Origin of the sequence: Halomonas sp. MMH1-48, from assembly GCF_022348105.1 — a bacterium.
Taxonomy (GTDB): Bacteria; Pseudomonadota; Gammaproteobacteria; order Pseudomonadales; family Halomonadaceae; genus Vreelandella; species Vreelandella piezotolerans.
Genome location: NZ_JAKRFL010000010.1, coordinates 92,081 through 114,340, shown reverse-complemented (window position 1 = coordinate 114,340; position 22,260 = coordinate 92,081). Strand labels below are relative to the sequence as shown.

The 22,260-nt window shown below is 58.1% G+C and carries 20 protein-coding genes; 9 read left to right on the top strand and 11 right to left on the bottom strand.

The window, feature by feature from the left end:
- Positions 1-172 precede the first annotated feature (172 nt).
- The gene (gene mobI / locus MHM37_RS10905) at positions 173-775 is read right to left on the bottom strand and encodes a conjugative transfer protein MobI(A/C) (protein ID WP_239296658.1); all 603 of its coding nucleotides are present in this window, start codon (positions 773-775) and stop codon (positions 173-175) included.
- 745 nt (positions 776-1,520) lie between these two features.
- Between mobI and MHM37_RS10900 the strand changes: the two genes are divergently transcribed.
- The 3 genes from MHM37_RS10900 to MHM37_RS10890 are packed head-to-tail and all read left to right on the top strand — an operon-like array spanning position 1,521 to position 3,683.
- Positions 1,521-1,712: a helix-turn-helix domain-containing protein gene (locus MHM37_RS10900; RefSeq protein WP_239296688.1), complete on the top strand. Its 192-nt coding sequence runs from the start codon at positions 1,521-1,523 to the stop codon at positions 1,710-1,712.
- Positions 1,713-1,723: 11 nt separating this feature from the next.
- Positions 1,724-3,448, top strand: a complete 1,725-nt coding sequence (locus MHM37_RS10895; protein WP_239296657.1) for a DUF927 domain-containing protein — start codon at positions 1,724-1,726, stop codon at positions 3,446-3,448.
- Positions 3,441-3,683, top strand: coding sequence for an AlpA family phage regulatory protein (locus tag MHM37_RS10890; RefSeq protein ID WP_239296656.1), 243 nt, complete (start codon positions 3,441-3,443; stop codon positions 3,681-3,683). The genes MHM37_RS10895 and MHM37_RS10890 overlap by 8 nt, the downstream gene beginning before the upstream one ends.
- 9 nt (positions 3,684-3,692) lie before the next feature.
- Here the strand turns inward: MHM37_RS10890 and MHM37_RS17185 are convergent, their stop codons facing one another.
- Entirely contained in the window at positions 3,693-4,934 is a 1,242-nt protein-coding gene (locus tag MHM37_RS17185) for a site-specific integrase (protein WP_239296655.1), read from the bottom strand.
- A gap of 185 nt (positions 4,935-5,119) precedes the next feature.
- Positions 5,120-5,998, bottom strand: coding sequence for a YicC/YloC family endoribonuclease (locus MHM37_RS10880; protein WP_139526140.1), 879 nt, complete (start codon positions 5,996-5,998; stop codon positions 5,120-5,122).
- 116 nt (positions 5,999-6,114) lie between these two features.
- On the opposite strand from MHM37_RS10880, the gene rph reads away from it, so the two are divergent.
- A complete protein-coding gene (rph, locus tag MHM37_RS10875) occupies positions 6,115-6,852 on the top strand; it encodes a ribonuclease PH (protein ID WP_239296654.1) in 738 nt (245 codons plus the stop codon).
- Positions 6,853-6,921: 69 nt separating this feature from the next.
- On the opposite strand, the gene MHM37_RS10870 is transcribed toward rph, so the two are convergent.
- The gene (locus tag MHM37_RS10870; protein WP_139526142.1) at positions 6,922-7,689 is read right to left on the bottom strand and encodes an exodeoxyribonuclease III; all 768 of its coding nucleotides are present in this window, start codon (positions 7,687-7,689) and stop codon (positions 6,922-6,924) included.
- 151 nt (positions 7,690-7,840) lie between these two features.
- Between MHM37_RS10870 and pyrE the strand changes: the two genes are divergently transcribed.
- The gene (pyrE, locus tag MHM37_RS10865; RefSeq protein ID WP_239296686.1) at positions 7,841-8,506 is read left to right on the top strand and encodes an orotate phosphoribosyltransferase; all 666 of its coding nucleotides are present in this window, start codon (positions 7,841-7,843) and stop codon (positions 8,504-8,506) included.
- A gap of 2 nt (positions 8,507-8,508) precedes the next feature.
- Here the strand turns inward: pyrE and MHM37_RS10860 are convergent, their stop codons facing one another.
- The gene (locus tag MHM37_RS10860) at positions 8,509-8,979 is read right to left on the bottom strand and encodes a tRNA (cytidine(34)-2'-O)-methyltransferase (protein ID WP_153843646.1); all 471 of its coding nucleotides are present in this window, start codon (positions 8,977-8,979) and stop codon (positions 8,509-8,511) included.
- Between the two features lie 108 nt (positions 8,980-9,087).
- On the opposite strand from MHM37_RS10860, the gene rep reads away from it, so the two are divergent.
- Positions 9,088-11,157, top strand: coding sequence for a DNA helicase Rep (rep, locus tag MHM37_RS10855; RefSeq protein ID WP_239296653.1), 2,070 nt, complete (start codon positions 9,088-9,090; stop codon positions 11,155-11,157).
- A gap of 114 nt (positions 11,158-11,271) precedes the next feature.
- On the opposite strand, the gene MHM37_RS10850 is transcribed toward rep, so the two are convergent.
- The gene (locus MHM37_RS10850) at positions 11,272-12,096 is read right to left on the bottom strand and encodes a c-type cytochrome (protein ID WP_239296652.1); all 825 of its coding nucleotides are present in this window, start codon (positions 12,094-12,096) and stop codon (positions 11,272-11,274) included.
- Positions 12,097-12,373: 277 nt separating this feature from the next.
- Positions 12,374-13,261: a GNAT family N-acetyltransferase gene (locus tag MHM37_RS10845; protein ID WP_239296651.1), complete on the bottom strand. Its 888-nt coding sequence runs from the start codon at positions 13,259-13,261 to the stop codon at positions 12,374-12,376.
- Positions 13,262-13,320: 59 nt separating this feature from the next.
- On the opposite strand from MHM37_RS10845, the gene MHM37_RS10840 reads away from it, so the two are divergent.
- The 3 genes from MHM37_RS10840 to MHM37_RS10830 all read left to right on the top strand — a co-directional run bounded on the left by MHM37_RS10840 (position 13,321) and on the right by MHM37_RS10830 (position 16,130).
- Positions 13,321-13,995 (top strand): response regulator transcription factor, encoded by a 675-nt coding sequence (locus tag MHM37_RS10840; protein WP_239296650.1) that lies wholly within the window; start codon positions 13,321-13,323, stop codon positions 13,993-13,995.
- Positions 13,992-15,392 (top strand): ATP-binding protein, encoded by a 1,401-nt coding sequence (locus tag MHM37_RS10835; RefSeq protein WP_239296649.1) that lies wholly within the window; start codon positions 13,992-13,994, stop codon positions 15,390-15,392. The genes MHM37_RS10840 and MHM37_RS10835 overlap by 4 nt, the downstream gene beginning before the upstream one ends.
- A gap of 120 nt (positions 15,393-15,512) precedes the next feature.
- Positions 15,513-16,130, top strand: coding sequence for a CBS domain-containing protein (locus tag MHM37_RS10830; protein WP_239296648.1), 618 nt, complete (start codon positions 15,513-15,515; stop codon positions 16,128-16,130).
- A gap of 137 nt (positions 16,131-16,267) precedes the next feature.
- Here MHM37_RS10830 and nhaD read toward each other — a convergent pair whose 3' ends face one another.
- The 4 genes from nhaD to MHM37_RS10810 form a co-directional block, all read right to left on the bottom strand.
- Positions 16,268-17,734 (bottom strand): sodium:proton antiporter NhaD, encoded by a 1,467-nt coding sequence (gene nhaD / locus MHM37_RS10825; protein WP_239296647.1) that lies wholly within the window; start codon positions 17,732-17,734, stop codon positions 16,268-16,270.
- Between the two features lie 155 nt (positions 17,735-17,889).
- Positions 17,890-19,716, bottom strand: a complete 1,827-nt coding sequence (gene glmS / locus MHM37_RS10820; RefSeq protein WP_239296646.1) for a glutamine--fructose-6-phosphate transaminase (isomerizing) — start codon at positions 19,714-19,716, stop codon at positions 17,890-17,892.
- A gap of 53 nt (positions 19,717-19,769) precedes the next feature.
- Positions 19,770-21,137, bottom strand: coding sequence for a bifunctional UDP-N-acetylglucosamine diphosphorylase/glucosamine-1-phosphate N-acetyltransferase GlmU (gene glmU / locus MHM37_RS10815; RefSeq protein WP_239296645.1), 1,368 nt, complete (start codon positions 21,135-21,137; stop codon positions 19,770-19,772).
- A 1-nt stretch (position 21,138) separates the two neighbouring features.
- On the bottom strand, positions 21,139-22,257 hold the full coding sequence (locus tag MHM37_RS10810) for an FAD:protein FMN transferase (RefSeq protein ID WP_139526151.1): 1,119 nt from the start codon (positions 22,255-22,257) through the stop codon (positions 21,139-21,141).
- Between the last annotated feature and the right edge of the window lie 3 nt (positions 22,258-22,260).

Genomic DNA, 22,260 nt, shown 5'->3' with positions numbered 1-22,260 from the left:
ACATTGACTGATCAATATATAGAGGTACCACGCTGCATTCAACCGATTTGACCCGGATAGACCAGCAAAGAACGGCATATATAGCCACCTGAAATCTGGGCGATCCCATCAATAGCCCCACGCAATCAACACCTGCGGTGTGAGCGGCATGCCTTTTACCGCCAAACAGCCCTCATCCCTCCTCGCTTGAGGGGCTTGCACTCCCGCTGGCAGCCTCCTTCAGTCCACCGAGGTGCTCCTCCAGATCTTTCAGGAGGCGTTCGCTTTTCCGCACGATTCGACAAAGCTCCGCCTGGTTGGCATTGAGCCTTCGCAACATTTCTAAGCCGGCCTCAGTTTCCATGATGAGCGGTTGCTCCCAGTCCTGGGCCCGCGTGAAGGCTGGTTTGTGATATCGGAACCGACCTTCTTTGCGGATGTACTCACTGAACACTGATCGGCCCTCGCCGCTCTTCTTCGGGGCAAAGCGGTTGTAGTACCAGGACAACTCCAGCTTTCTTTTCCGGAGTCGGACGCGGCAACCGTAGTGGCCGGGATACCCCGGTGTACTGTCAGTGCGATGCGCGATGTTGTGGGACCAGAAGTGGTCACAGAGACGCTGCGCCAGATAGCGGTACCTGGCTTGCTCCACGTTTGCTTGTTGATGAATCGCGGCCAGAAATTGCCGGCATTGCTTGATGGCGGCTTCGGTGCCACGACGATGGTTCACGTTTTGGGCTCGGCTCACCGCTTCCCACTCTTCGCAGATTTCCTGGTGAGTCATTCGTTTGCTCATGGCTGGCTCCTTTTTGAAACGTCACCAGCGATCCTAATCGCACGATGGGTCAGAGCTGCCACGTGCTTTTGTCCTTTTTGGACGCAAAGGCGAGTCCAGAGCTGATTTTTGCCTCCAGGCCGTGGGGCCTTTCCAATTCCTATCCACGTAACTAACTGATTTGGGACTTTCGCATTGCGTTTCCCTGCCCGACGGCATAGGTAGCATGGGCTGAAAGCGTCGTGTACCGGTACTTATTTGGGACCCTGGCCTCCCACCTCAGTGACAACACCGATATCCGGTGGCTTGATGGAACCGGGCTGATTGTCGTCGCTACAACAATTCCCGCTATTTCCTCGCAACACTTACAAGGGGCTTGGAAGAGGCCTTTTGGAGCCCCGGTGTGATACGGGGATAACCCGTGAAGTAACAGGGCCTCGAAAAGGCTCTTTAAGAGGCTGTTTTGATCACGTCCAGCATTGACTTTCACATGTGAAAGTTAATGAGCATTACCGCTTCACAAAATGATGCCGTGATGGTGGCGGGTGACAGCGGCCGTTCACATTTTCACCAGATTTCGCCCAAAAACCGATGAGGCTCCCATGAAAGCCGCCCTAATGAAAGAAATTAACCTTTAATTTCAGCCATTTATAATTTTTTCTCTTTGCGCCCCAAATGGCCAATTCCGCGGTTCTGGTCCTGACTCCTGATTACTAATAATCACTCCTGCCGTTAATCAACGAACCAGGAGTAGATAATGAAACACATGTTTTCCAGCGAGACCAGCGAGCGCTTGCTCACATATGAAGAATTGTGCGCCGTCACTCAGCTATCGCAAGCCACGCTGCGTCGGTACGTCCGATCAGGTCGCTTCCCCGCCCCCATCAAGCCCAACCCCACTGGGCGAGCCGTCAGATTTCGAATTCAGGATGTTCGTGACTGGCTGGACCGGTTATGACGGAGGTGCAAATGAAATTTCAGCTGAGGGATTCCGGCTTGTACAGCTACAGCTCTGAGCAGTGGCACTGGCTTGGCGGCTGGCTAGAGGTTGTCGCCCGGACTCGTCTTACCGGAAAGAAGCACGGTCACGGCGTGCTACTACAATGGAAAAACTTTGATAACGCCATGCTGAGGGAGGTGGTTTACGCCCGCGACCTGCACGGTGAGAACGCTCGTCAGATAAAAGAGCTTTTTGTCGACACGGGTTATCCGCTTAAGCCCGGCAACGCAGCTTGGTCGCAGATATTGCAATATTTGCTTGAGGCGATGGCAAAAGCGCCGCCGGCGACCACCGTCGACCGCACCGGCTGGCATGGCCCCATTTTCGCAACGAGTAGTTGGACGGCAGGTCAGGCGGATGAGCAGCATCACTTCGTTGGGCAGTTATCAACCGACCACATTTTGTCAGAAAAGGGCTCTCTCCAAGATTGGCAGGCTCACGTAGGCCGCCTTTGCGCTGGAAACTCTTTAGCGGTATTCAGCGTCGGCGTGGCATTGGCTGCACCGCTGTTGCAACCCGCTGACCTTGAAAACGGCGCTTATCACTTCGGCGGCCACTCCGGATCTGGAAAAACTACTTTATTGCAAATCGCTACCAGCGTTTGTGGCGCCCAGACGTTCATGCGTAGTTGGATATCGACGTCCAACGGACTGGCGGCAGTATCTGCAGTGCATAATGACATGCTGCTGGCACTCGATGAGATCGGCTTAGGCAAGCCTGAAGATGTTGATGTAGCCACTTATCAAATCCTTAACGGTACGAGCAAATTACGCGCCCAGAAAACCGGAGACCTTGCCCCTCAAACGCACTGGCGAACGCTGGGCCTCAGCTCGGGAGAAATCTGGCTTTCAGAGATTTTTCAACAACTCGGGAAGCCTGTAAGAGCGGGGCAAAAAACTCGCCTGGTTGAAATACCCGTTTTTGGGAAGTATGGCGCTTTTGATGATTTGCATGGGCTTCCGAGCTCTCAGGAGCTGGTAGACACACTAAAAAAGCACACGAAGAAATACTACGGTGCGCTATTCCGAGAATGGATAGAACGCCTGACCGACGACATTGATGAGCTACCTATATACATCCAGCGGGAAACTAAAAAGCTGCTGGACACCTGGGTCACTCCACATATGGCTTCCCAGGTAATCCGCGTGCTCAAGCGCTTTGCTCTCGTAGCCATAGCATTGTGTCTAGCCTGCAGAAATTATCTGCTGCCTTGGACGGAAACCAGCTCAGTGCAGGCAGTCGAGAGAGTCATAGCTGCATGGCTTCAGCGTCGTGGACATGTTTTTGACGCTGAGGAACATAGTATCCTGATTCGTCTACGTGACGCAGTCGAGCGCTGGAACCACAGATTCTCAAAATTCGAACGCGGGCACTATGGGAGACTGTTGGGCTTTAGGCGAGAGGTAAGCGGCGAGCTCCAATGGCTAGTCAGAAGGGAGACTTTCCTCAAAGAGCTAGGCTTACCGAGCCGGTACAGGGCCGACATTGAGCCCCTTTTTCAGAGGGGTTTTCTGGAGACAAACGAGCAAAACCGTGGAACACTGAAAGTCACGCTTCCGGACCGCTCCGAGCGCTTTTTTGCCGTCTGGCCCGATAGAGTGCGAACGTACTGGCAGAGTGTTCCAAATGGAGACACCCTTTCCCAGTTTCCCACTTTTCCCAGCGACAACCCGGAGGTGGTAGAGGATGAGTGACAAAATCTTCAGCCCGCCTCCGGAAGAGCTGCGAGCCAGGTTGCTGGCTCTTTCGGGACAGTGCGAGCGACTGGTCAGAGAGCCGGATCGCCGTGCGATTACCGGCGTCAGCCGAACTCAGTGGTGGTCGCTGGAGCGAAAGCAGGTTGCTCCGGCACGGCTCAAGCTGGGCTGTAACTCGGTGGCATGGCGGCTGTCGGATTTGCTAGCATGGATTGAGCAGCAAGGGGCCTGAAGGGGCCCCTTACTCTCCAGAACTAGCCTCACCTCTAACAATCGGGGCAAGCCACTCACAGAGCGCCTCGTGAGCCGCTCGCCGTTCCTCAAAGTATCCATGCTTGTTATAAACACGGTCTGTCCTGTTGCCGGGCAGCTGGTTCAGGCAGCGCTGGGCCAGATTGTCATCAAAACCAAGCTGCCCTAGTTTTGTTCTGGCGGTGCCACGCAGGTCGTGAACGCGACGTTTATCAAACGAGAAGAGCTTTTTCTCAAAGAGCTTCTTGAGCGCATGGTTCAGCGTATTCTCGCATACGTGCGGAGTCCGTGCTTTTTTGCTGATCCTGCGAGCTGGGAAGACCCACTCACTCCCACAGGAGCGTACTTTCAGTTCATTCAACCATTCCACGGCGGGTTCCGCCAACGGGATATCGATGGCCCTTCTCTTTTTGGTCCTTTCCTCGGGCAGGTACCAGATACGGTTCTCCAGATCGAATTCCGACCAAGGCGCGGCCAAAAGCTCCATCTTTCTCGTACAAGTCGCTATCAGCAACGCGCAGGCCAAGTAGTTCTCTCGACTGAACTGCGCCGGAATCACCCTAAGTTTGGTAAAGAACTCGGTGACTTCGTCTTCATTCATTGGGTAGTTGGCGGCCTTCTCCTCCCCGCCGGCGTCCCTGGGGCGGAATGGCGAAGCTGGATTGAACCTGGTGACGTCCAGTTTGATGCCATGATCAAACAGGTTCCTCAGCAGGCGCATCAAGTCATTTGAGAGGGTCGGGCGAGGCTTATTGTCCTCATAGCCATTGGCCACGTCGCGCAGGATTTCGCTGATATCCACTGGCCGGATCTTTTCAAGTTCCACCTTTCCGATGCGCCAGGCGACCTCACGCTCGTACAGGCTCTTCTCTTTATGGTGGGACGCGATTTCTCGTTTGCGAAGCTCGTAGTAGTCCGCGTACAGGTCATTGAGCGTTTTGAAGGGGTTTTGGTTGACCCTCTGCCGCTCCTGAACCGGGTCAGCACCCTCACGCTTGATCGCCAACCTCAGCTTCGCCGCCTCATCACGGGCGTCGGCCAATGACCAGTCGTCCACCTTGCCGATGGTGTATTCGCGCCGGAGCTTGGTAGCTGGCGTGGTGTATCGCAGCATCCAGTAAGCGTCGCCGCGCTTCGGGGTCATGAGGTAGAGGCCATTGCCGTCGGCATGTCGCACGGATGGCTTCTCTTTGATCAGTTTCTTGACGGTCTTGTCGTGTAGCTTGCCCACTTTCCTGCCTTAAAAAAATTGGGGAGTACAATCTCGCTGATACAATATAGCGAGAAAATACTCCCCAATCTACTACCCACCACTACCCAAACTTGGCAGAACTTACACGAACGCGGTGACCGTCAAAATTACATAACCATTTGATTTTTAAAGAGCTAAAGAACAACGACAAACACCCAAGAACATCACTCTATGTTTTGAATCTGCTCCCGCATCTGCTCGATCAACACCTTCAGCTCCACCGCGCAGCGGGTGGTCTCTGCCACCACGGATTTCGATGAGAGCGTATTCGCTTCGCGGTTGAGCTCCTGCATCAGGAAGTCCAAGCGGCGGCCTTTGGGGCCTTTTTGGGCGAGCTGGTGGCGCACTTCGTCGATATGCGCGGTGAGGCGGTCCAGCTCTTCGTCCACGTCGGCTTTTTGGGCCACCAGTACCAGCTCGGCTTCCAGACGCTGGGGGTCGAGTTCGGTTTTGGCGATGTCTAAACGCTCTAGCAGTTGGGCACGTTGGCGCTCCAAAATCTGCGGCAGCAGGCTGCGTACGGTGGCCACTTGCTCGCTGACCGCCTCCAGGCGGGTGGTGATCATCTCGGCGAGCTTGTCGCCTTCGCGGGCGCGGGCGTCGATCAGCTCGTCCAGGGCTTGGTCAAACAGCGCGTTGGCGGCGGCTTTGATGGCGTCTTGGTCGAGGTGCTGGGTTTCCATCACGCCGGGCTGGTTGAGCAGTGCTAGCGTGGTGGGCGGCACGGCGCCGGGCACCTGCTGCTGAATGGCGACCAGGGCATCGGCTATCTCTTTTAGTCGCTGGGCGTTCACGGCCGGTGCTTGGGCGGTATCAGCGCTCTCAAAGCGTACGCTGCACTCCACCTTGCCACGCGCCAGGCGCGTGCGCAGCGCTTCGCGCAGCACCGGCTCTAGATCCCGCAGGCTTTCGTGTAGGCGAAAGTGCGGCTCTAGGTAGCGCTGGTTCACCGAGCGAATCTCGACCTGCAGGGTGCCAAACGGGGCGGCCTGCTCGGTGCGGGCGAAAGCGGTCATGCTATGTACGTGGCGGGAAGCGGCCATAAGTGAGCATCCTATCCATCAATGTGATTCCGGACAGTCTAACCGATAGGCCCATCCACGCACGCTCAGACGTGTACAATAGAGGGCTTTCCACTTTTAACATGATGTGAGGTGCTATGCGTCCTGATGTTGTTCGCCCCAGCGGTCGCGAGGCCGACCAGCTCCGTGAGATTCGCTTGACCCGTGACTACACCCGCCATGCGGAAGGCTCCGTGCTGGTGGAGTTTGGCGATACCAAGGTGCTGTGCAACGCGAGCGTGGAAGCGGGCGTGCCGCGCTGGCTGCGAGGTAAGAATCAGGGCTGGATTACCGCCGAGTACGGCATGCTGCCCCGCGCTACCCACTCCCGCAGCGGCCGCGAAGCGACCCACGGCAAACAGGGTGGCCGCACGCTGGAGATTCAGCGGCTGATTGGCCGCAGCCTGCGTGCAGCGGTGAATTTGAAGAAACTGGGCGAATTCACCATTACCGTGGATTGCGATGTCATCCAAGCCGATGGTGGCACGCGTACGGCGGCGATTACCGGTGGCTGCGTGGCGCTGGTGGACGCGATTCGCTATCTGCAGCGGGAGAAGAAGATCAAAGGCGACCCCTTCAAGCAGCTGGTCAGCGCGATCTCGGTGGGTATTTACAAGGGCGTGCCAGTGCTGGACCTGGACTATCCCGAAGACAGCAAGGCCGACACCGACCTGAACGTGGTGATGACTGAAGACGCTGAGCTGATCGAAGTGCAAGGCACGGCGGAAGCGGGCGCGTTCAGCCGTAAAGAGCTGAATGCCATGCTGGACCTAGCCGAAAAAGCCGGTAATGAGCTGCGCGAGAAGCAGCGTGAAGCACTGGGCATTCGACCTTGAGCGAGCCAAACGCAACAGGCCAGCGGTAAGCTGGCCGGTTGGCGGTGCGACGCGGGAAGTAGCTAACGCTTAAAGCGCTAGATCGTACTCGACGATCAGCGGTGCGAACTCGGAGAAGGTCGCATCGTAATCGATCCACGCGTCGACCACGTGACGACGGAAGTTGGGGCCGACCAGCTGGTAGTCGATCCGCCAGCCCTCTTGGCGATCACGGGGCACGTCTTGGTCAAGCTTGGGCCACCAGGTGTATTCGCCAGCGTCGCGATTGATTTCGCGGAAGGTGTCGATAAAGCCGGTGGGGCCAAGCACCTGGTCCATCCAGGCACGCTCTTCCGGGCGGAAACCGGAGGTGAGCTGGTTGTCCGACCAGTTGGCCAAATCGACGGTTTTGTGGGCAATGTGCCAGGTGCCGCAGATGATGTATTCGCGGCGCTTGCGCGACATCTTCGTCAGGTACTCTTGGTACTGCTCCATGAACGCCTGTTTGGCTTTTTGGTCGCTGCCATCGGGCATCAGGAAGGTGGCAATACTGAAGCGGTCGTAGTCCGCCTGCAGAAAGCGCCCTTCGTGATCGCACTGAGGGAATCCCAGGCCGTACATGATGGCTTTAGGAATTTTGCGGCAATAGAGTGCCACGCCGGCGAAACCATCCTCCTCGGCATCCAGGAAGTAGCCTTCATAGCCTTCCGGATAGAGGATATGGTCTCCCAGTTCGAAACTTTTCGCCTTGATGTTCTGCACGCAGACCACGTCGGCATCCTGCTGAGCCAGCCAGTCCAGGAAGCCACGGTCGACGGCATCACGTATACCATTGACATTGATGCTGGCAATTTTCATAAATCGTCCCTTTTGCGTCGCTGCTGTATGATACCCGACGTTTAGACGTTTGGGTAAATAGACAAACCAAATCTTGCTATTTAGCCCCGTTTTATTGTTGCGTTTGACTTACATTCTTATCGACCACCCCTACCGACAAGAGAACACCGCCGTGGCCACCACTCTACAACCCTACCAACGCGATTTCATTGCCTTCGCTATTGAGCAGGGCGTGCTCAAGTTTGGCGAGTTCACGCTGAAGTCGGGGCGAGTAAGCCCTTACTTTTTCAACGCCGGGCTGTTCCAAACGGGCCGCGCGCTGGCCAAACTGGGCCGCTTTTACGCCCAGGCGATCGTCGATAGCGGTTTACGAACGGACGTACTATTTGGCCCGGCCTACAAGGGCATTCCGCTGGCGGCGGTCACCGCGGCGGCCCTGGCCGACCACCATGACCGCGACATGCCCTACGCGTTCAACCGCAAAGAGGCCAAGACCCACGGCGAAGGCGGCAACATCGTAGGGGCTCCGCTGGCCGGTGATATCTTGATCATCGATGACGTGATCACCGCAGGGACCGCCATCCGTGAAGTGATGAGTCTGATCGAGCAAAGCGGCGCGCGGGCAGGCGGGGTGATCATCGCCCTCGACCGACAGGAGCGCGGCCAGGGGGAACAGAGCGCCATTCAAGAAGTGCAGGCGCAGTACGGCATGCCGGTGGTCAGCATCGTCACCCTCGAACAAGTGCTCACGTATTTGGAAGAGCACGCAGGCGGCGAGATGCTCGCCTACGCTGATGCGGTACGCGCTTACCGCGACCAGTACGGTATTGCCGGGTAAAGCTAGATCGCGAGGGCGCCAGCGTAATTCTGCTGGCGCCACGCCTCATAACTCACCACCGCTACCGCGTTGGAGAGATTCAAACTACGGTTATTGGGCTGCATGGGAATACGCAGTTTATGCTCGGCAGGCAGCATGGCGTGCACCTCAGGGGAAAGCCCGGCGGTTTCCGAACCAAATAGCAGCACATCCCCCGGTGCGAAGTTGGCATCGCTGTGGGCGCGGGTGCCCTTGGTGGTAATCGCCCAGATGGTGCGCCCCTGCATGGCGGTGTAAAACGCCGTAAAATCCGCGTGTCGGGTCACGTTGGCGAGGTCGCGGTAGTCTAATCCCGCGCGGCGCAGCTTTTTCTCTTCGAGATCGAAGCCTAGCGGCTCGATCAAATGGAGTCGGCAGCCGTTGTTCGCCACCAGGCGCATAATGTTGCCCGTATTGGGAGCCATCCGCGGCTCGAATAGCGCTACTTCAAACATCACCACCTGCCTATGAGTTACCTGCTGTATTTGCCCGCTGCGCCTTCGTCAGCGCCGCTGATTGTAATGGAAATCGCTCCGAAACACTTGTAGAGGTCACCCTTCGCCATGACGCCCCAACCGCCAAAGAGCATTCTTAGCCGTATCAAAGGGCTCAACCCACGCCAGCAAGAGGCGGTGCGCTACATCGATGGCCCCTGCCTGGTGTTGGCGGGCGCGGGGTCGGGCAAAACCAGCGTGATCACCACCAAGATTGCCTACCTCGTGCAAGAGTGCGGCATGAGCGCCCGCAAAATCGCGGCGGTGACCTTTACCAACAAGGCCGCCCGAGAGATGAAAGAGCGGGTGGGCCAAATGCTGAAAGGCAAAGAGGGCCACGGGCTGACGGTCTCGACCTTCCACAACCTGGGGCTCAACATCATTCGCGGCGAGCTGAAGACGCTGGGCTACAAGCCGGGCTTTTCACTCTTCGACCCGGAAGACGCCAAGGCGCTGCTGCGCGACTTGATGAATAAAGACGCTCAGGTCGATGCCGAGCAGATCAACGCCGTGCAGGCCAAGATTTCCCAGTGGAAGAACGACTTGGTACTGCCGGGGGAGGCGCTCTCGTTCGCGGCGGACGATGACGAGCACTTCGCCGCGCGGGTGTACGAAGCCTACGTTCGCCACCTGAAAGCCTACAACGCGGTGGATTTCGACGACCTGATCCTGCTCCCGGTGGTGCTTCTACAGCGCGACCCCGAGGCGCTGGCCCGCTGGCGGCGTAAAATCCACTACATGCTGGTGGATGAGTACCAGGACACCAACGTCTCCCAGTACCTGTTGGTGAAACTGCTGATGGCGGAACGGGCCACCTTTACCGTGGTGGGCGACGACGACCAGTCGATTTACGCCTGGCGGGGCGCGCGGCCGGAGAATCTGGTCACGCTAGGGGAGGATTTTCCCCGTTTGAAGGTCATCAAGCTGGAGCAGAACTATCGCTCTACCGGCACCATCCTGCGTGCCGCCAACACGCTGATTGCCAACAACCCCCACGTCTACGATAAAACCCTGTGGTCGGACATGGGCGACGGCGCGCCGATTCGCGTGGTGGTGAACCGCCATGAAGAGGCCGAAGCCGAGCGGGTGGCTAGCGAAATGCTCACCCGGCGCATCAAAGAGAACGCCGAGTGGCGCGATTTTGCGGTGCTCTACCGGGGCAACTTCCAGGCGCGGCTGCTGGAATTGAAGCTGCAGCACTATCAAATCCCCTACAAGCTCTCCGGCGGTACGTCGTTTTTCTCGCGTAACGAGATCAAGGACGCCATGGCCTACCTGCGCCTGCTGATCAACCCCGCCGATGACAACGCCTTCTTGCGTATCGTCAACGTGCCCCGGCGGGAAATTGGCCCCGGCACGCTGGAAAAGCTCGCTAACTATGCCACCGAGCGCTCGATCTCGCTATTTGCCGCCTGCCACGAACTTGGGCTCGAGCAAACGCTGCCCACCCGCGCCGTGGAGCGGCTCTCGCGCTTTACCCACTTCATCGACGGCGTACGCAAACGGATGGACCAGGGCGATGCGATTGCCGCCATCCGCGATATGCTGCGGGATATGGATTACGAAGCGTGGCTCTATCAAAACGCCAGCGCCCCCACCATTGCCGAGCGGCGCATGGCCAACGTGTGGATATTGATCGACCAGTTGGAGAAGTCGCTGGATCGCGATCCGGAGGACGCAACGGACGCTGCGGCCACTGAAACCGACGGTGTGGAAGCGGCGATCTCCCGCCTGGTGCTGCGCGACATTCTCGAACAGCAGGCGGAGGAGGATGACTCGGACCGGGTGCAGCTCCTCACCATGCACGCCTCCAAAGGCTTGGAGTTTCCTCACGTCTACCTGATGGGCTTGGAGGAGGATCTGCTGCCCCACCGCAACGCCATCGAAATGGATACCGTGGAGGAGGAGCGCCGCTTGGCCTACGTGGGCATTACCCGCGCACGGCGCACGCTAACGCTGACGCTGGCCCGCCAGCGCAAGGCGTATGGCGAGCTGATGGACTGCCAGCCCAGCCGCTTTTTGGATGAGCTGCCCGCGGATGATTTGGAGTGGGAGGGCCGCGCCGATAAAGAGGACCCGGAGAAGAAGCAGGCACGAGGTAAAGATGCCATTGCCGGATTGCGTTCGCTGCTGGGATGAGCGTACGAAGCAAAGGGCGCACATAAAAATATCCACAGGGGGTTTTGAATGCCCACCTGTGGATATCTTATAAAGACTGATGCCCCCACCCTACGGTTAGGGTGAGGTATCCACTTACTGTACTTGTGAGACCATGTAGTCGACGACGGCCATGATCTCTTCATCGGACGCGCTGCTGCCACCGCGCGGCGGCATCACGCCCTTACCGTTGAAGACACTTTGGTAGAGTGCATCAGTGCCCTGCTCAAGGCGCGGGCCCCAGGCTTCCGCATCACCGATGGCGGGGGCACCCGCCACACCAGCGGCGTGGCACGCTGCGCAGCCAATGCTGGCGTAAAGCGCTTCACCGTCTAAACCGCTGTCACCACCGGATGCTTCGGCATCGCTGGCGGCGGTTTCCTCAGCGGGCGCTTCAGCGGTTGTTTCGTTAGCCGCCATGTCGTCGCTCGCGCCTTCGTCGGCGGCTTCTGCTGAAGCTTCTTCACCGCCGCCCAGCTCCGGGACTTCCATCACGGGAGAGACCAAGTGAGCAACGGCGGCTTCCACCTCTTCATCAGAGAGGTTGGGGTTGCCGCCACGGGCAGGCATCGCGCCAATACCGTTGATGGCGTGGTCTAGCAGCGTGGCAAAGCCTTGCTCGGTGCGCTCGGCCCAGGCCGCTTCATCGCCACGTACCGGGGCACCGGCTGCGCCCGTTTCGTGGCACGCCATACAGACGTTGTTGTAAATACCGGCACCGTCAATTTCACCACCACCGCCACTGCTGGCCGCGGCCGGTGCTGCGGCCGTACCACAGTCTTGGCCTTGAAGGCAGAGTTGTCCTACCGGCGCTAGGCGCTCAGCGATTGCGTCACGTTCAGCATCTTGGGCATAAGCACCGGATGTGCCTGCCATGACGCCGAGGGCCGCCAGCCCGCTCATGATCAGCTTAGATTTCACTCTCACCACCTCTTGAGTTTTATGTAATAAACGCGTTGCGCTTCAAAACGAGTGCGTCCGTTTTTGCTTATGCTGACTACCTAGCGCTTGGAGACACCGCTCTTGCCGAAGTGCGGCCATGCCACTGTCGATGAACTCTGCCACCGGGACACCGAAACGCCAAGACATACGTATAGAGTTAGTATACCGAGAACATAAAGGGTAAGAAAATGCTACTAAGCGCGGCAATTCAACCCACGGTAATGGTGCTCATTCGTTGCGACCGCTGAAGACGACTTCAATACCACCCTAACAGGCGCTCGCGCCCCCGTAGTTCGAAGCCTGTGTGGTCATATACACGCCGTGCGGGTGTGTTTTGCGCATCGACCGTTAAGCTCAGGCTCTGCGCCCCAGCCTCGGCGGCCAACGTTTGCGCATGGCCGATGATGGCTCTCCCCAGCCCTTGGCCCCGCCATTCGGGCACCAGCCCCATCAGTTGCAGGCTCCAGTGCGAGGAAGAGGTGCCCAGTAACAATACCCCCACCTCTCGCTGCTGGTACGTCAACCCAAACCAATGCGATGGTTGAGACGACCCCGCCTGAGCCTGGAACCCCGCCAGCAAAGTCGTCACGGGCAGTGCATCGCGCAGCGCTGGGCAATCCAACGACGCTTCCCCCACCCGCGCCAACAGCGCATGCTGTTCAGCCAGAGGAAACATCGTGAACGGACGTAACCCCAGAGATGGCTGGGGAGCAACGGAAGTTTGGCATGTCCATACCCGATGCTCCAGCGTGGCCATGGCCCGCATTCCGCCATGAACCAGCGTTCTCTCCCATGCGTCCCATGGCGAAGGCAGCACCACATGGCACAGCGCGATGGGCTCACGACTGACCCACTCTCGTAGGGCGTTTAACAAGGGCAGCGCGGCATCGACGTGCCTGGGCAACCATAGCTGCGCCGTTTGGCTCGACAGCGGCTGCACCCAAGCAGCCGCGAGAATATGCTCGCCCGCCATGGCCACCCATAGGCCTCGCCAATCGGCCGAGCGGGCCGTGGTCAGGGCGTGCTGCAAATCCGCCTGCTGGGTAGCGTCTTGAACGGCTGCCAAATGCAGCAGCGCCTCGCGCCGACGGTGGTCGGAGCAGGGTCGAACGACAAGGTGGCTGAGTGGCGAACGACGTGTCATGTTAGATAACCGGGTAATATGAAATAGCCCCTATGAGTCAAGGAGGGTCCCCCTACGTTATGCGCCTGTTATTAGTAGAAGACGACCCCAGCTTAGCATCGGGAATTCGCATCGCCCTAAAACCCGAACACTATACGGTGGATCATCTTACCGATGGAGAGAGTGCGCTCAACGCACTCCAAAGCGAACCCTTTGATGCCGTCATACTGGATCTCGGTTTACCCAACGTGGATGGTATAGAGGTATTACGGACGATTAGACGTCACGGCAATCACGTGCCCATTTTAGTACTCACTGCCCGTGATGCCGTGGATCATCGCATTGAAGGACTCGATTCAGGCGCCGATGACTATCTCACCAAGCCATTTGAGGTGGATGAACTCAAGGCACGTTTACGCGCCCTGCTACGTCGTAGCCAAGGCCACACGCATGACGTGTTGAGATTTCGCGGCATTAGCTTGGATCCTCAATCATTGATCGTGACCTATCAACACCAGACGGTTCCCCTGTCACGTCGTGAACTCGCGCTGCTTCAAGAGTTTATGAGTCATCCAGGACGTGTTTTCACCCGAGATACGCTCACTCGATTGATTTATGGGTGGGAAGAGGAGGTAGAGAGCAACGCCATTGAAGTTCATATCCATCATTTAAGGCGCAAGCTATTTCCCGATGTGGTGCGAACGGTACGAGGGATTGGTTATGTCATGGATAAACCCGAGCAGGTAGCTCCATGACCTCCATTCGCCGTCGCACGTTAGGCCTCGTCCTACTCGTCTTTGGCATTAGCATGCTGATCATTGGCTATATCAGCTATCGCTATGCCGCTCGCGAAATCGAGGCGTTGCATGATAGGAGCTTGGCGCAAAATGCCGTGTTGCTAGAGGGACTACTTCAAGCCCCTTTGCCCGAATACGAACAGTCATTGCTGATTAGTAGCCTAGAAAAAGCCCTATCGGCCCCCCACCAACGTGTTACCTCTGCGACAGCTGACACCCTGCGTGAACTCGCCTTTCAATTGTGGGAAGAGGACCGTCTGCTACTACGCTCTGCCAGCGGACCGAGCACGCCGCTGGTTCAGCAACCGACTGGCTACTCGACGATCACGGTGGATGAGTACGAGTGGCGCGTGTACGTCCTTGATGTTCCCAACAGCCCCAAACGCGTGGTGGTCAGCGAGCGCGAGGACGTGCGCGGCGAGCTGATCAGCGCCGTGGCGCTTCGCACGCTGCTGCCCGACCTCATCGGGCTACCCTTCCTGACGCTGCTGCTATGGTGGTCCATTGGCTGGGGACTGGCACCTTTGTCTCGCCTGGCAGAGCAGATTCGTAGTCGAGATCCGCACAATCTCAAACCATTACCGCTCTATCCGATGCCACAGGAGCTGGGCACCATCGCTGGCGCACTGAATAGGCTGTTGGAGCGGCTGCGTCAACTGCGAATACGCGAAAAACGGTTTATTGCCGACGCCGCCCATGAACTGCGCACTCCTTTGGCCGTGCTGGATCTTCACGCCCAAAATGCGCTAGCGGCCGATAACGCCGAAGATCGTGAAGCGTCGCTGCACTACTTGCGTAGCGGTGTCGCTCGCTCGACGCGTCTAGTGTCCCAGTTACTCACCCTAGCGCGCCTCGACCCCGAAGAGGAGCCGCTGCCAGAAATACGCTTCGCCAACGTGCTGCAGGAAACTCAGGAAACCCTGGCAAAGCTCTCGCCACTGGCCGCCGAACGCCAACAGCAGCTGCTGCTCAATGCCGATCAGCATGCCGACTGGCAGATGGAAGAGGAGCCTGGTGCCATCGAAACACTCATACAGAATTTGGTCGGCAATGCCATGCAACACTCCCCGGCTCAGAGCATCGTGACGGTGACGCTCGAAGCCGCTTCCCAGGGCATCACGATCATGGTCGATGACCAAGGTCCCGGCATCCCTGTCCAAGCGCGCAGTCGGGTCATCGAACGCTTCCAGCGTGCAGGCCCGGGAGCGGGTGCGGGACTTGGGCTTTCCATCGTCGAGCGTGTGGTCAAACGCCACGAAGGCTTGTTGCGGTTGGAAGAGGCTCCAAACGGCGGCCTGCGGGTGAGAGCGGTCGTGGCAAGAGATGCGTTGACGCAGCGCCAGGCAAAAGAATGAGAAAAAATGTAACACGAGGGATGTCTTAAGATTGTGATAAGAATTCCGTGCAAATGTGAAGGTACAAAGCAGGCGCGTGGTGAATGACCTGCTTCTTCACAACCACGGAGGTACCCCTCGATGAACCAACTCATGCACTCACATAAGCCGCTCGTTCAGTTTGGTGCGACTCCGGTGCTCACGACGCCGACGCCCAAGCAGTTGACGCCCGATAGCCCGGCCATGTCGGTACTCACCGACTTTACTCATGTCATGCCGCAATCGATCGCAGGCGACACGCCCATCGATGACGCTCATCTGAAAATGCGCCATGGCGGTATTCGTTTACTATTCGTGATGGACAAACAGTCCCACTGCGTGGGCGTGCTCACCGCCAAAGAGGTCATCGGTACCCGGCGCATCAATCTGGCCATGCAGCAGCGTAACCTAGAGCGCTCCGAAGTGACCGCCGCCATGATCATGACACCCTGGGAGAAACTCAGCGCCATGCCGCTGGAGCAGCTCGCGTCGCTCACCATCGAAGACCTCGTCCTCTCCATGGAAAGCTTTACCGAGCAGCATCTGTTGATTACCGAGCGCAAGCCAAACCAGGAGCTCAGCGTAAGAGGCATCATTTCTGCCGCTGATATCCAGTCGGCCATGGGCAGCCGTTTAAATACCCAACCACCCACGACGGTGGTTCCCATGGCGCGCAGCTTCGCCGATATCTGCCAAGTCATTACCGGCCACGACTTATAAGCCACCAAGGCGCGTGGTCTTAAATGCCACGCCGCCTGTCGACATATAGGCTCCTAACGAAACGCCCCTTATCCAACGATAAGGGGCGTTTTTATTGGCCTGCCTAACCAAGCGGCTAGGCAGGATAGCCAACCGCCTTAGAAAAGACTGGCGTTGATCAGCAGGTGTGCCACGATACTGGCTACGTAACCTAACAAAATAGCGGGCACCCAGCGCAAATGCACCGCAAACGTGTAGATACCACGGGCTTGCCCCATCAGCGCTACCCCGGCAGCCGATCCCATGGAGAGCAGGCTGCCCCCCACACCGGCCGTCAGAGTGATCAGCAGCCAGTTGCCTTCCGACATATCCGGCGCCATGGAGAGCACGGCGAACATCACTGGAATGTTATCCACCACCGCTGAGATCAGCCCCAGCACGACGTTGGCCCACACCGGGTCCCAGCCGCCGTAAAGCGTTTCCGAAAGCAGGCTGAGATAGCCCATGAACCCCAGGCCACCCACACACATCACCACCCCGTAGAAGAACAGCAGCGTGTCCCACTCGGAACGGGCAATACGGCTGAAGATATCGAACGGCACCACGCTGCCTAGCTGCTCCAGCTTTTTCCAATCTCCGCGGCGGGAGTAACGCTCACGTTTGCGCTCCAGCGAGCGGGGCAAACTGCGACGCAGGTAATAGCCAAAGAATTGCAGCAGGCCTAGACCAAACATCATGCCCATAGCGGGCGGCAGGTACAGAATCGAGTGGCACAGCACCGAGATCGCCACGGTGATCAAGAACAGTACGATGATGCGCCGGGCGCCCCGCTTCAACCACACGTTTTCGGTGAGCGCAGCGGGCTGACGATTGACGATGAAAAAGTTCATGATCACCGCAGGCACCATGAAATTCACGATAGCAGGTACCAACAGTGCAAAGAAGCCTTCGAAAGGCACCTGACCGGCTTGCCACACCATCAGTGTGGTGATATCGCCAAACGGGCTGAACGCACCACCGGCGTTGGAGGCCACCACCACGTTGACACAGCAGAGGCTGATAAACTTGTTATCCCCCTCGGCGACCTTTAGCACCACCGCACACATCAGCATGGCAGTCGTCATGTTGTTGGCGATGGACGAAATACCGAACGCCAAACAGCCGGTAATCCAGAATAGGCTCCGGTAGCTAAACCCCTTGCGCACCAGCCACGCACGCAGTGCATCGAACACACGACGCTCTTCCATGGCGTTGATGTACGTCATCGCCACCAGGAGGAACAGCAGCAGCTCGGTATACTCGAGCAGCGTCTCTTTGAAGGCGCTCTCAGCCTCATGGGGCATGCCCGCTTGTACGTAGACCCACGCGACCATGGCCCAGATCAGGCCAGCGGCCACCAGAACCGGTTTGGATTTACGCATGTGGATGATTTCTTCACTCATGACCAGGGCATAGGCCAGAATGAAAATGATCACGGAGGCAATACCGGCAAGCGAGGTGGTGAGATCGAGGGGGCCAGCAGCAGCAAAAGCAAGAGAAGGAAAAGCGAAGAGGCAGAGTGCGGTCAACAACCAAGCAACGCGGCAAGCGGGATGCCGAGTTGCAAGGACGTTAGGTGGTTTCATAGCAGCGTGATCCTGGCAGGGTTAGAGAGTACCGCCACGATCATAAGCACACTAACTATGTGCTGCAACGCAGCGATGGCGCATAAGATGCGGCTATTTGCCGCATCTTGTAAAGCGCTTTATTCATTCGATTGCAATTAATTGTGACGCTTCGATCATTCGACGGTCACGCTCTTGGCAAGGTTACGCGGTTGATCCACATCGGTGCCTTTCAGGACCGCCACATGATAGCTCAGAAGCTGCAGTGGCAAGGTATAGAGTAGCGGTGCCAGCGCTTCGTGAACATTCGGTAGCTCCAAAACGTGAATATCGTCTTGGGAGTTAATCCCTACCTTTTGATCGGCAAATACGAATAGCTGTCCCCCACGGGCGCGTACTTCTTGGAGATTGGATTTTAGCTTTTCCAGCAGGTCATCGTTGGGGGCTACCGAGATGACCGGCATCTCGCTATCCACCAGCGCCAGCGGGCCGTGTTTGAGCTCGCCGGCCGGATAGGCTTCCGCGTGGATATAGGAAATCTCCTTGAGCTTCAGCGCGCCTTCTAAAGCAATGGGGTAGTGCGCCCCACGACCCAGGAAGAGCGCGTGATGCTTCTCAGCAAATGCCTGAGAAAGCACTTCGATCTGCCGATCGAGACCCAACACCTGCTGACAGAGCGCGGGCAGTGCCTGCAGGGCGCCAATGATCTCTGGCTGCGCTGGCTGGCCCTTCGCTTTACTGACCGATAGCGTCAGCAGCATCAGCGCAATCAACTGAGTGGTAAACGCTTTGGTCGAGGCGACGCCAATTTCGGGGCCCGCGCGGGTCATCAGCGACATGTCGGACTCCCGCACCAGGGAGCTTCCGGGCACGTTGCAGATCGCCAGCGAGCCGACATAGCTCAGCGTCTTGGCAAAGCGCAGCGCCGCCAGCGTATCGGCGGTTTCGCCCGATTGGGAGAGCGTGACGAACAGTGTCCCTTCCGGCACGACTGGGTGACGGTAGCGATACTCGGAGGCCACTTCGACCTGTACCGGCACCCCGGCGTAGCGCTCCAACCAGTAACGCGCCACCAAGCCTGCATGATAGCTGGTGCCGCAAGCAATGATATGCACCTGCCGGGCTTTCTGGAACAACGCCTGGGCCTCTGGCCCAAAACTTTCGACCAGTACGCTGCTGGCGCTCAGCCGCCCTTCCAGAGCGGCTTCGATAACCTTGGGCTGCTCGAAAATTTCCTTGAGCATGTAGTGACGATACTCGCCCTTGCTGGCCGCGCCGTCGCCATGCTCGAAGGTATGCACCGGGCGCTCGGCCGTATCGCCCTGCCGATCGACGATGCGAAGGGCACCGCCCTCACGCAGCTCGACTACATCGCCCTCTTCCAGATAGATAAAGCGATCGGTCACCTGTAAAAGCGCCAGCGGGTCAGAGGCTAAAAAGGCTTCGTCGATCCCGACACCCACGACTAGCGGGCTTCCTTGGCGCGCGCCCACCACCACATTGGGTTCGGTCACGCTCATCACGCCCAGTGCGTAAGCACCGCCAAGACCCTGCACGATCTCCTGCGTCGCCTCGAACAGCGTTTTGCCCGCAGCGAGTGTTTCCGCCAGCAGGTGGGCGATCACTTCGGTATCGGTTTCCGAAGTGAACGTGTAACCGCTGCCTTGCAGCGTCTCTTTGATCTGCTCGTAGTTTTCGATGATGCCGTTATGAACCACGGCAACGGTATCGCTGCTGTGATGCGGATGCGCATTGGCCTCGGAGGGTTTACCGTGCGTGGCCCAGCGAGTGTGCGCAATACCGCTACTGCCCGGTAACGCCGCAATATCCAATCGTTCGGCCAATGCCGAGACCTTACCCAAGGCACGGTGCCGCGTTAAGGCACCGTCGTTCAGCACCGTCATGCCAGAGGAGTCATAACCGCGATACTCCAGACGTTTGAGTCCTTCCAGCAAAATTCCCTGCACATTGCGCTGTGCAACCGCTGCGACGATGCCACACATAACTCTTTCTCCTAGGGCGTTTGCACGCCGTATTATTCAACGTGTCGATGCACTTATTTAGTCGTTTTCACCGGGCGCGGCCAGTCGGGCTTCTCTAGCTGTCGGCTGCGGGTCACGGCCAGGGCGTGCTCAGCGACGTCTTTGGCAATCGTGGATCCCGCGCCGACGGTGGCCCCTTTGCCCACCGTGACGGGTGCCACCAGTGCGGTATTGGAACCGATGAAGGCATTATCGCCAATCTCGGTGCGGTGCTTGTTCACGCCGTCGTAATTGCAGGTGATGGTGCCGGCGCCCACGTTCACATCGCGCCCCAGACGAGCATCCCCCACATAACTCAAATGATTGATTTTGCTTCCTTCACCCACGTCAGCGTTTTTGGTTTCGACAAAATTACCGACCTTGGCTTTGACTGCCAAGCGGGTTCCGGGGCGCAGCCGCGCGTAGGGTCCCACCTGGTTAAGGCCTGCCGCCACGGTCGTATCGACCACGCTGTGGCTGTGAATCTCGCTTTCCGCGCCAATGGTGCTGTCCTTGATGACGCAGTAGGGCCCGACCCGCACGCCTTCGCCAAGTTCGACGTTCCCTTCGAACACGCAGCCTACGTCGATGAAGACGTCGTGACCGCAGGTGAGCTTACCGCGCACGTCGATGCGTGCGGGGTCGGCCAAGGCAACACCTTGAGCCATCAGCGTCTCCGCCGTTTGCTGCTGGTAGGCACGCTCTAGACGGGCCATTTGCACGCGATTATTGACCCCTTCCACCTCTGTGGCAGCGTGTGGCTGTGCGGTGGCGACCTTGATGCCCTCACTGGCCGCCATGGCGATCACGTCGGTCAGGTAGTACTCTCTCTGGGCATTCTCTGCCGAGAGTTGGGGCAGCCAACGCTTCAGTTGAGCGCTGGTCATGGCCATGATGCCGGTGTTGCACTCGTTAATCGCCAGCTGCTCCTCATTGGCATCTTTCTGCTCGACGATCGCCACGGCGTGGCCCTCGACATCGCGCACGATACGCCCATAGCCACTGGGGTCTTCCAGCGTGACGGTGAGCAGGCCCATGTGCTGCTCATCCACCTTGGCCAGCAGGTCGGCCAACGTATCGCGACGAATCAGCGGTACGTCGCCATACAGTACCAACACGATACCGCTGCCCAACTGAGGCTGCGCCTGAGCCACCGCATGTCCGGTGCCTTTTTGCTCTTCCTGCAGTGCAAACGAGACATCATACTCCGCCAACGCGTCGCGAAGTTGGTCAGCACCATGGCCAATCACCACGTGGGTACGACTCGGATTCAGGCCACTGGCCGTTGCCAGTACGTGCTCTACCATGGGCTTACCCGCTAGCGTGTGCAGTACTTTGGGCAACTGAGAGCGCATCCGTGTGCCTTTACCTGCGGCTAAGATGACGATATCGAGGTCGTGCATGTCATTCACCTGTTTGCATTTGGCGATTCGCTGAGGAGGCCGTCCAGGGCTCGATGCCCAGTTCATCGATCAGCGCATCACCGAAATAGTTGACGAAGGCGGGGCTCGCCAAGCTACGCCAACGCTCCCCCTCACGTACTAACATCAAAATATTGAGGTTGTTTTCGACGGCCAGCTGCATACCCTGCTCGCTCCCCACGACGGTGAGCGCCGTGGCCCAAGCATCGGCCCAGGCATTGGAGGGGTGGAACACCGATACCGACGCTAGCTGATGCTTGATGGGCTGACCGGTTCGCGGATCCAGAAGATGAGAAAAGCGCTCGCCATCGACTTCAAAGTAGTTGCGATAATCGCCCGACGTGGCCACTGACATCCCCTCCAGCGCCAACACGTGCTGCGCTTCCGGCACGCCGCTTTGCGGCACTTCAATGCCGACACGCCAAGGCGTTTGATCTTCGATGTCCCGGTAACCGCGGGCAATCAGCCCGCCACCGATATTGACCAGGTAATTATCGATGCCCTGCTGATCCAGATACGCCGCCACGCGGTCGGTGGCGTGGCCTTTGGCGACGCCGGAGAGATCGGCAAAGACATCACGCAGGCGACGTGCTTGCATGCGCTGGGTATCGACTTCCACCGCATCGAAACCAATGGTGGCCATACGCTCGCTGAGTTCGGCATCGCTGGGCACCTCTTCGGGACGTGCCTCGGGCCCAAAGCTCCATAGATTCACCACATCGCCAATGGTGATATCGAAGGCCCCTTCGCTTGCTTCCGACACCGAACGGCTAATCGCCAGCACTTCGATCAGCTCGTTGGAGAGCGGCTGCCACTCCCCAAGCGGCGCTTCGTTAAAAGCGACCAGCTCGGAGTCGTCGCGGTAGGTCGACATGGCGTGGTCCACGTCTTCCATCTCGGCTAGGATGCCCTCTTCCAATGCGTTCGCGTCGCCCTGGGTGAGTGGGTCGACCAGAGTCATTTGATAATACGTACCAAAAATACCGCCCTCGAAGCGCACCGGAGACTCCAGTGGCCGATCACTTTCCGAACAGCCTGCCAATAGCGTGCCGAGCAGTGCCACGACGCCCAGTCGCCTACACGCGGTTTGATAGCCCTTCATCCG

Excerpts from the sequence above, each read along its gene's own strand:
- mobI (WP_239296658.1), bottom strand. The coding sequence starts at position 775 with ATGAGCAAACGAATGACTCACCAGGAAATCTGCGAAGAGTGGGAAGCG.
- MHM37_RS10900 (WP_239296688.1), top strand. The coding sequence starts at position 1,521 with ATGTTTTCCAGCGAGACCAGCGAGCGCTTGCTCACATATGAAGAATTG.
- MHM37_RS10895 (WP_239296657.1), top strand. The coding sequence starts at position 1,724 with ATGAAATTTCAGCTGAGGGATTCCGGCTTGTACAGCTACAGCTCTGAG.
- MHM37_RS10890 (WP_239296656.1), top strand. The coding sequence starts at position 3,441 with ATGAGTGACAAAATCTTCAGCCCGCCTCCGGAAGAGCTGCGAGCCAGG.
- MHM37_RS10880 (WP_139526140.1), bottom strand. The coding sequence starts at position 5,998 with ATGGCCGCTTCCCGCCACGTACATAGCATGACCGCTTTCGCCCGCACC.
- rph (WP_239296654.1), top strand. The coding sequence starts at position 6,115 with ATGCGTCCTGATGTTGTTCGCCCCAGCGGTCGCGAGGCCGACCAGCTC.
- MHM37_RS10870 (WP_139526142.1), bottom strand. The coding sequence starts at position 7,689 with ATGAAAATTGCCAGCATCAATGTCAATGGTATACGTGATGCCGTCGAC.
- MHM37_RS10860 (WP_153843646.1), bottom strand. The coding sequence starts at position 8,979 with ATGTTTGAAGTAGCGCTATTCGAGCCGCGGATGGCTCCCAATACGGGC.
- rep (WP_239296653.1), top strand. The coding sequence starts at position 9,088 with ATGACGCCCCAACCGCCAAAGAGCATTCTTAGCCGTATCAAAGGGCTC.
- MHM37_RS10845 (WP_239296651.1), bottom strand. The coding sequence starts at position 13,261 with ATGACACGTCGTTCGCCACTCAGCCACCTTGTCGTTCGACCCTGCTCC.
- MHM37_RS10840 (WP_239296650.1), top strand. The coding sequence starts at position 13,321 with ATGCGCCTGTTATTAGTAGAAGACGACCCCAGCTTAGCATCGGGAATT.
- MHM37_RS10835 (WP_239296649.1), top strand. The coding sequence starts at position 13,992 with ATGACCTCCATTCGCCGTCGCACGTTAGGCCTCGTCCTACTCGTCTTT.
- MHM37_RS10830 (WP_239296648.1), top strand. The coding sequence starts at position 15,513 with ATGAACCAACTCATGCACTCACATAAGCCGCTCGTTCAGTTTGGTGCG.
- nhaD (WP_239296647.1), bottom strand. The coding sequence starts at position 17,734 with ATGAAACCACCTAACGTCCTTGCAACTCGGCATCCCGCTTGCCGCGTT.
- glmS (WP_239296646.1), bottom strand. The coding sequence starts at position 19,716 with ATGTGTGGCATCGTCGCAGCGGTTGCACAGCGCAATGTGCAGGGAATT.
- glmU (WP_239296645.1), bottom strand. The coding sequence starts at position 21,137 with ATGCACGACCTCGATATCGTCATCTTAGCCGCAGGTAAAGGCACACGG.
- MHM37_RS10810 (WP_139526151.1), bottom strand. The coding sequence starts at position 22,257 with ATGAAGGGCTATCAAACCGCGTGTAGGCGACTGGGCGTCGTGGCACTG.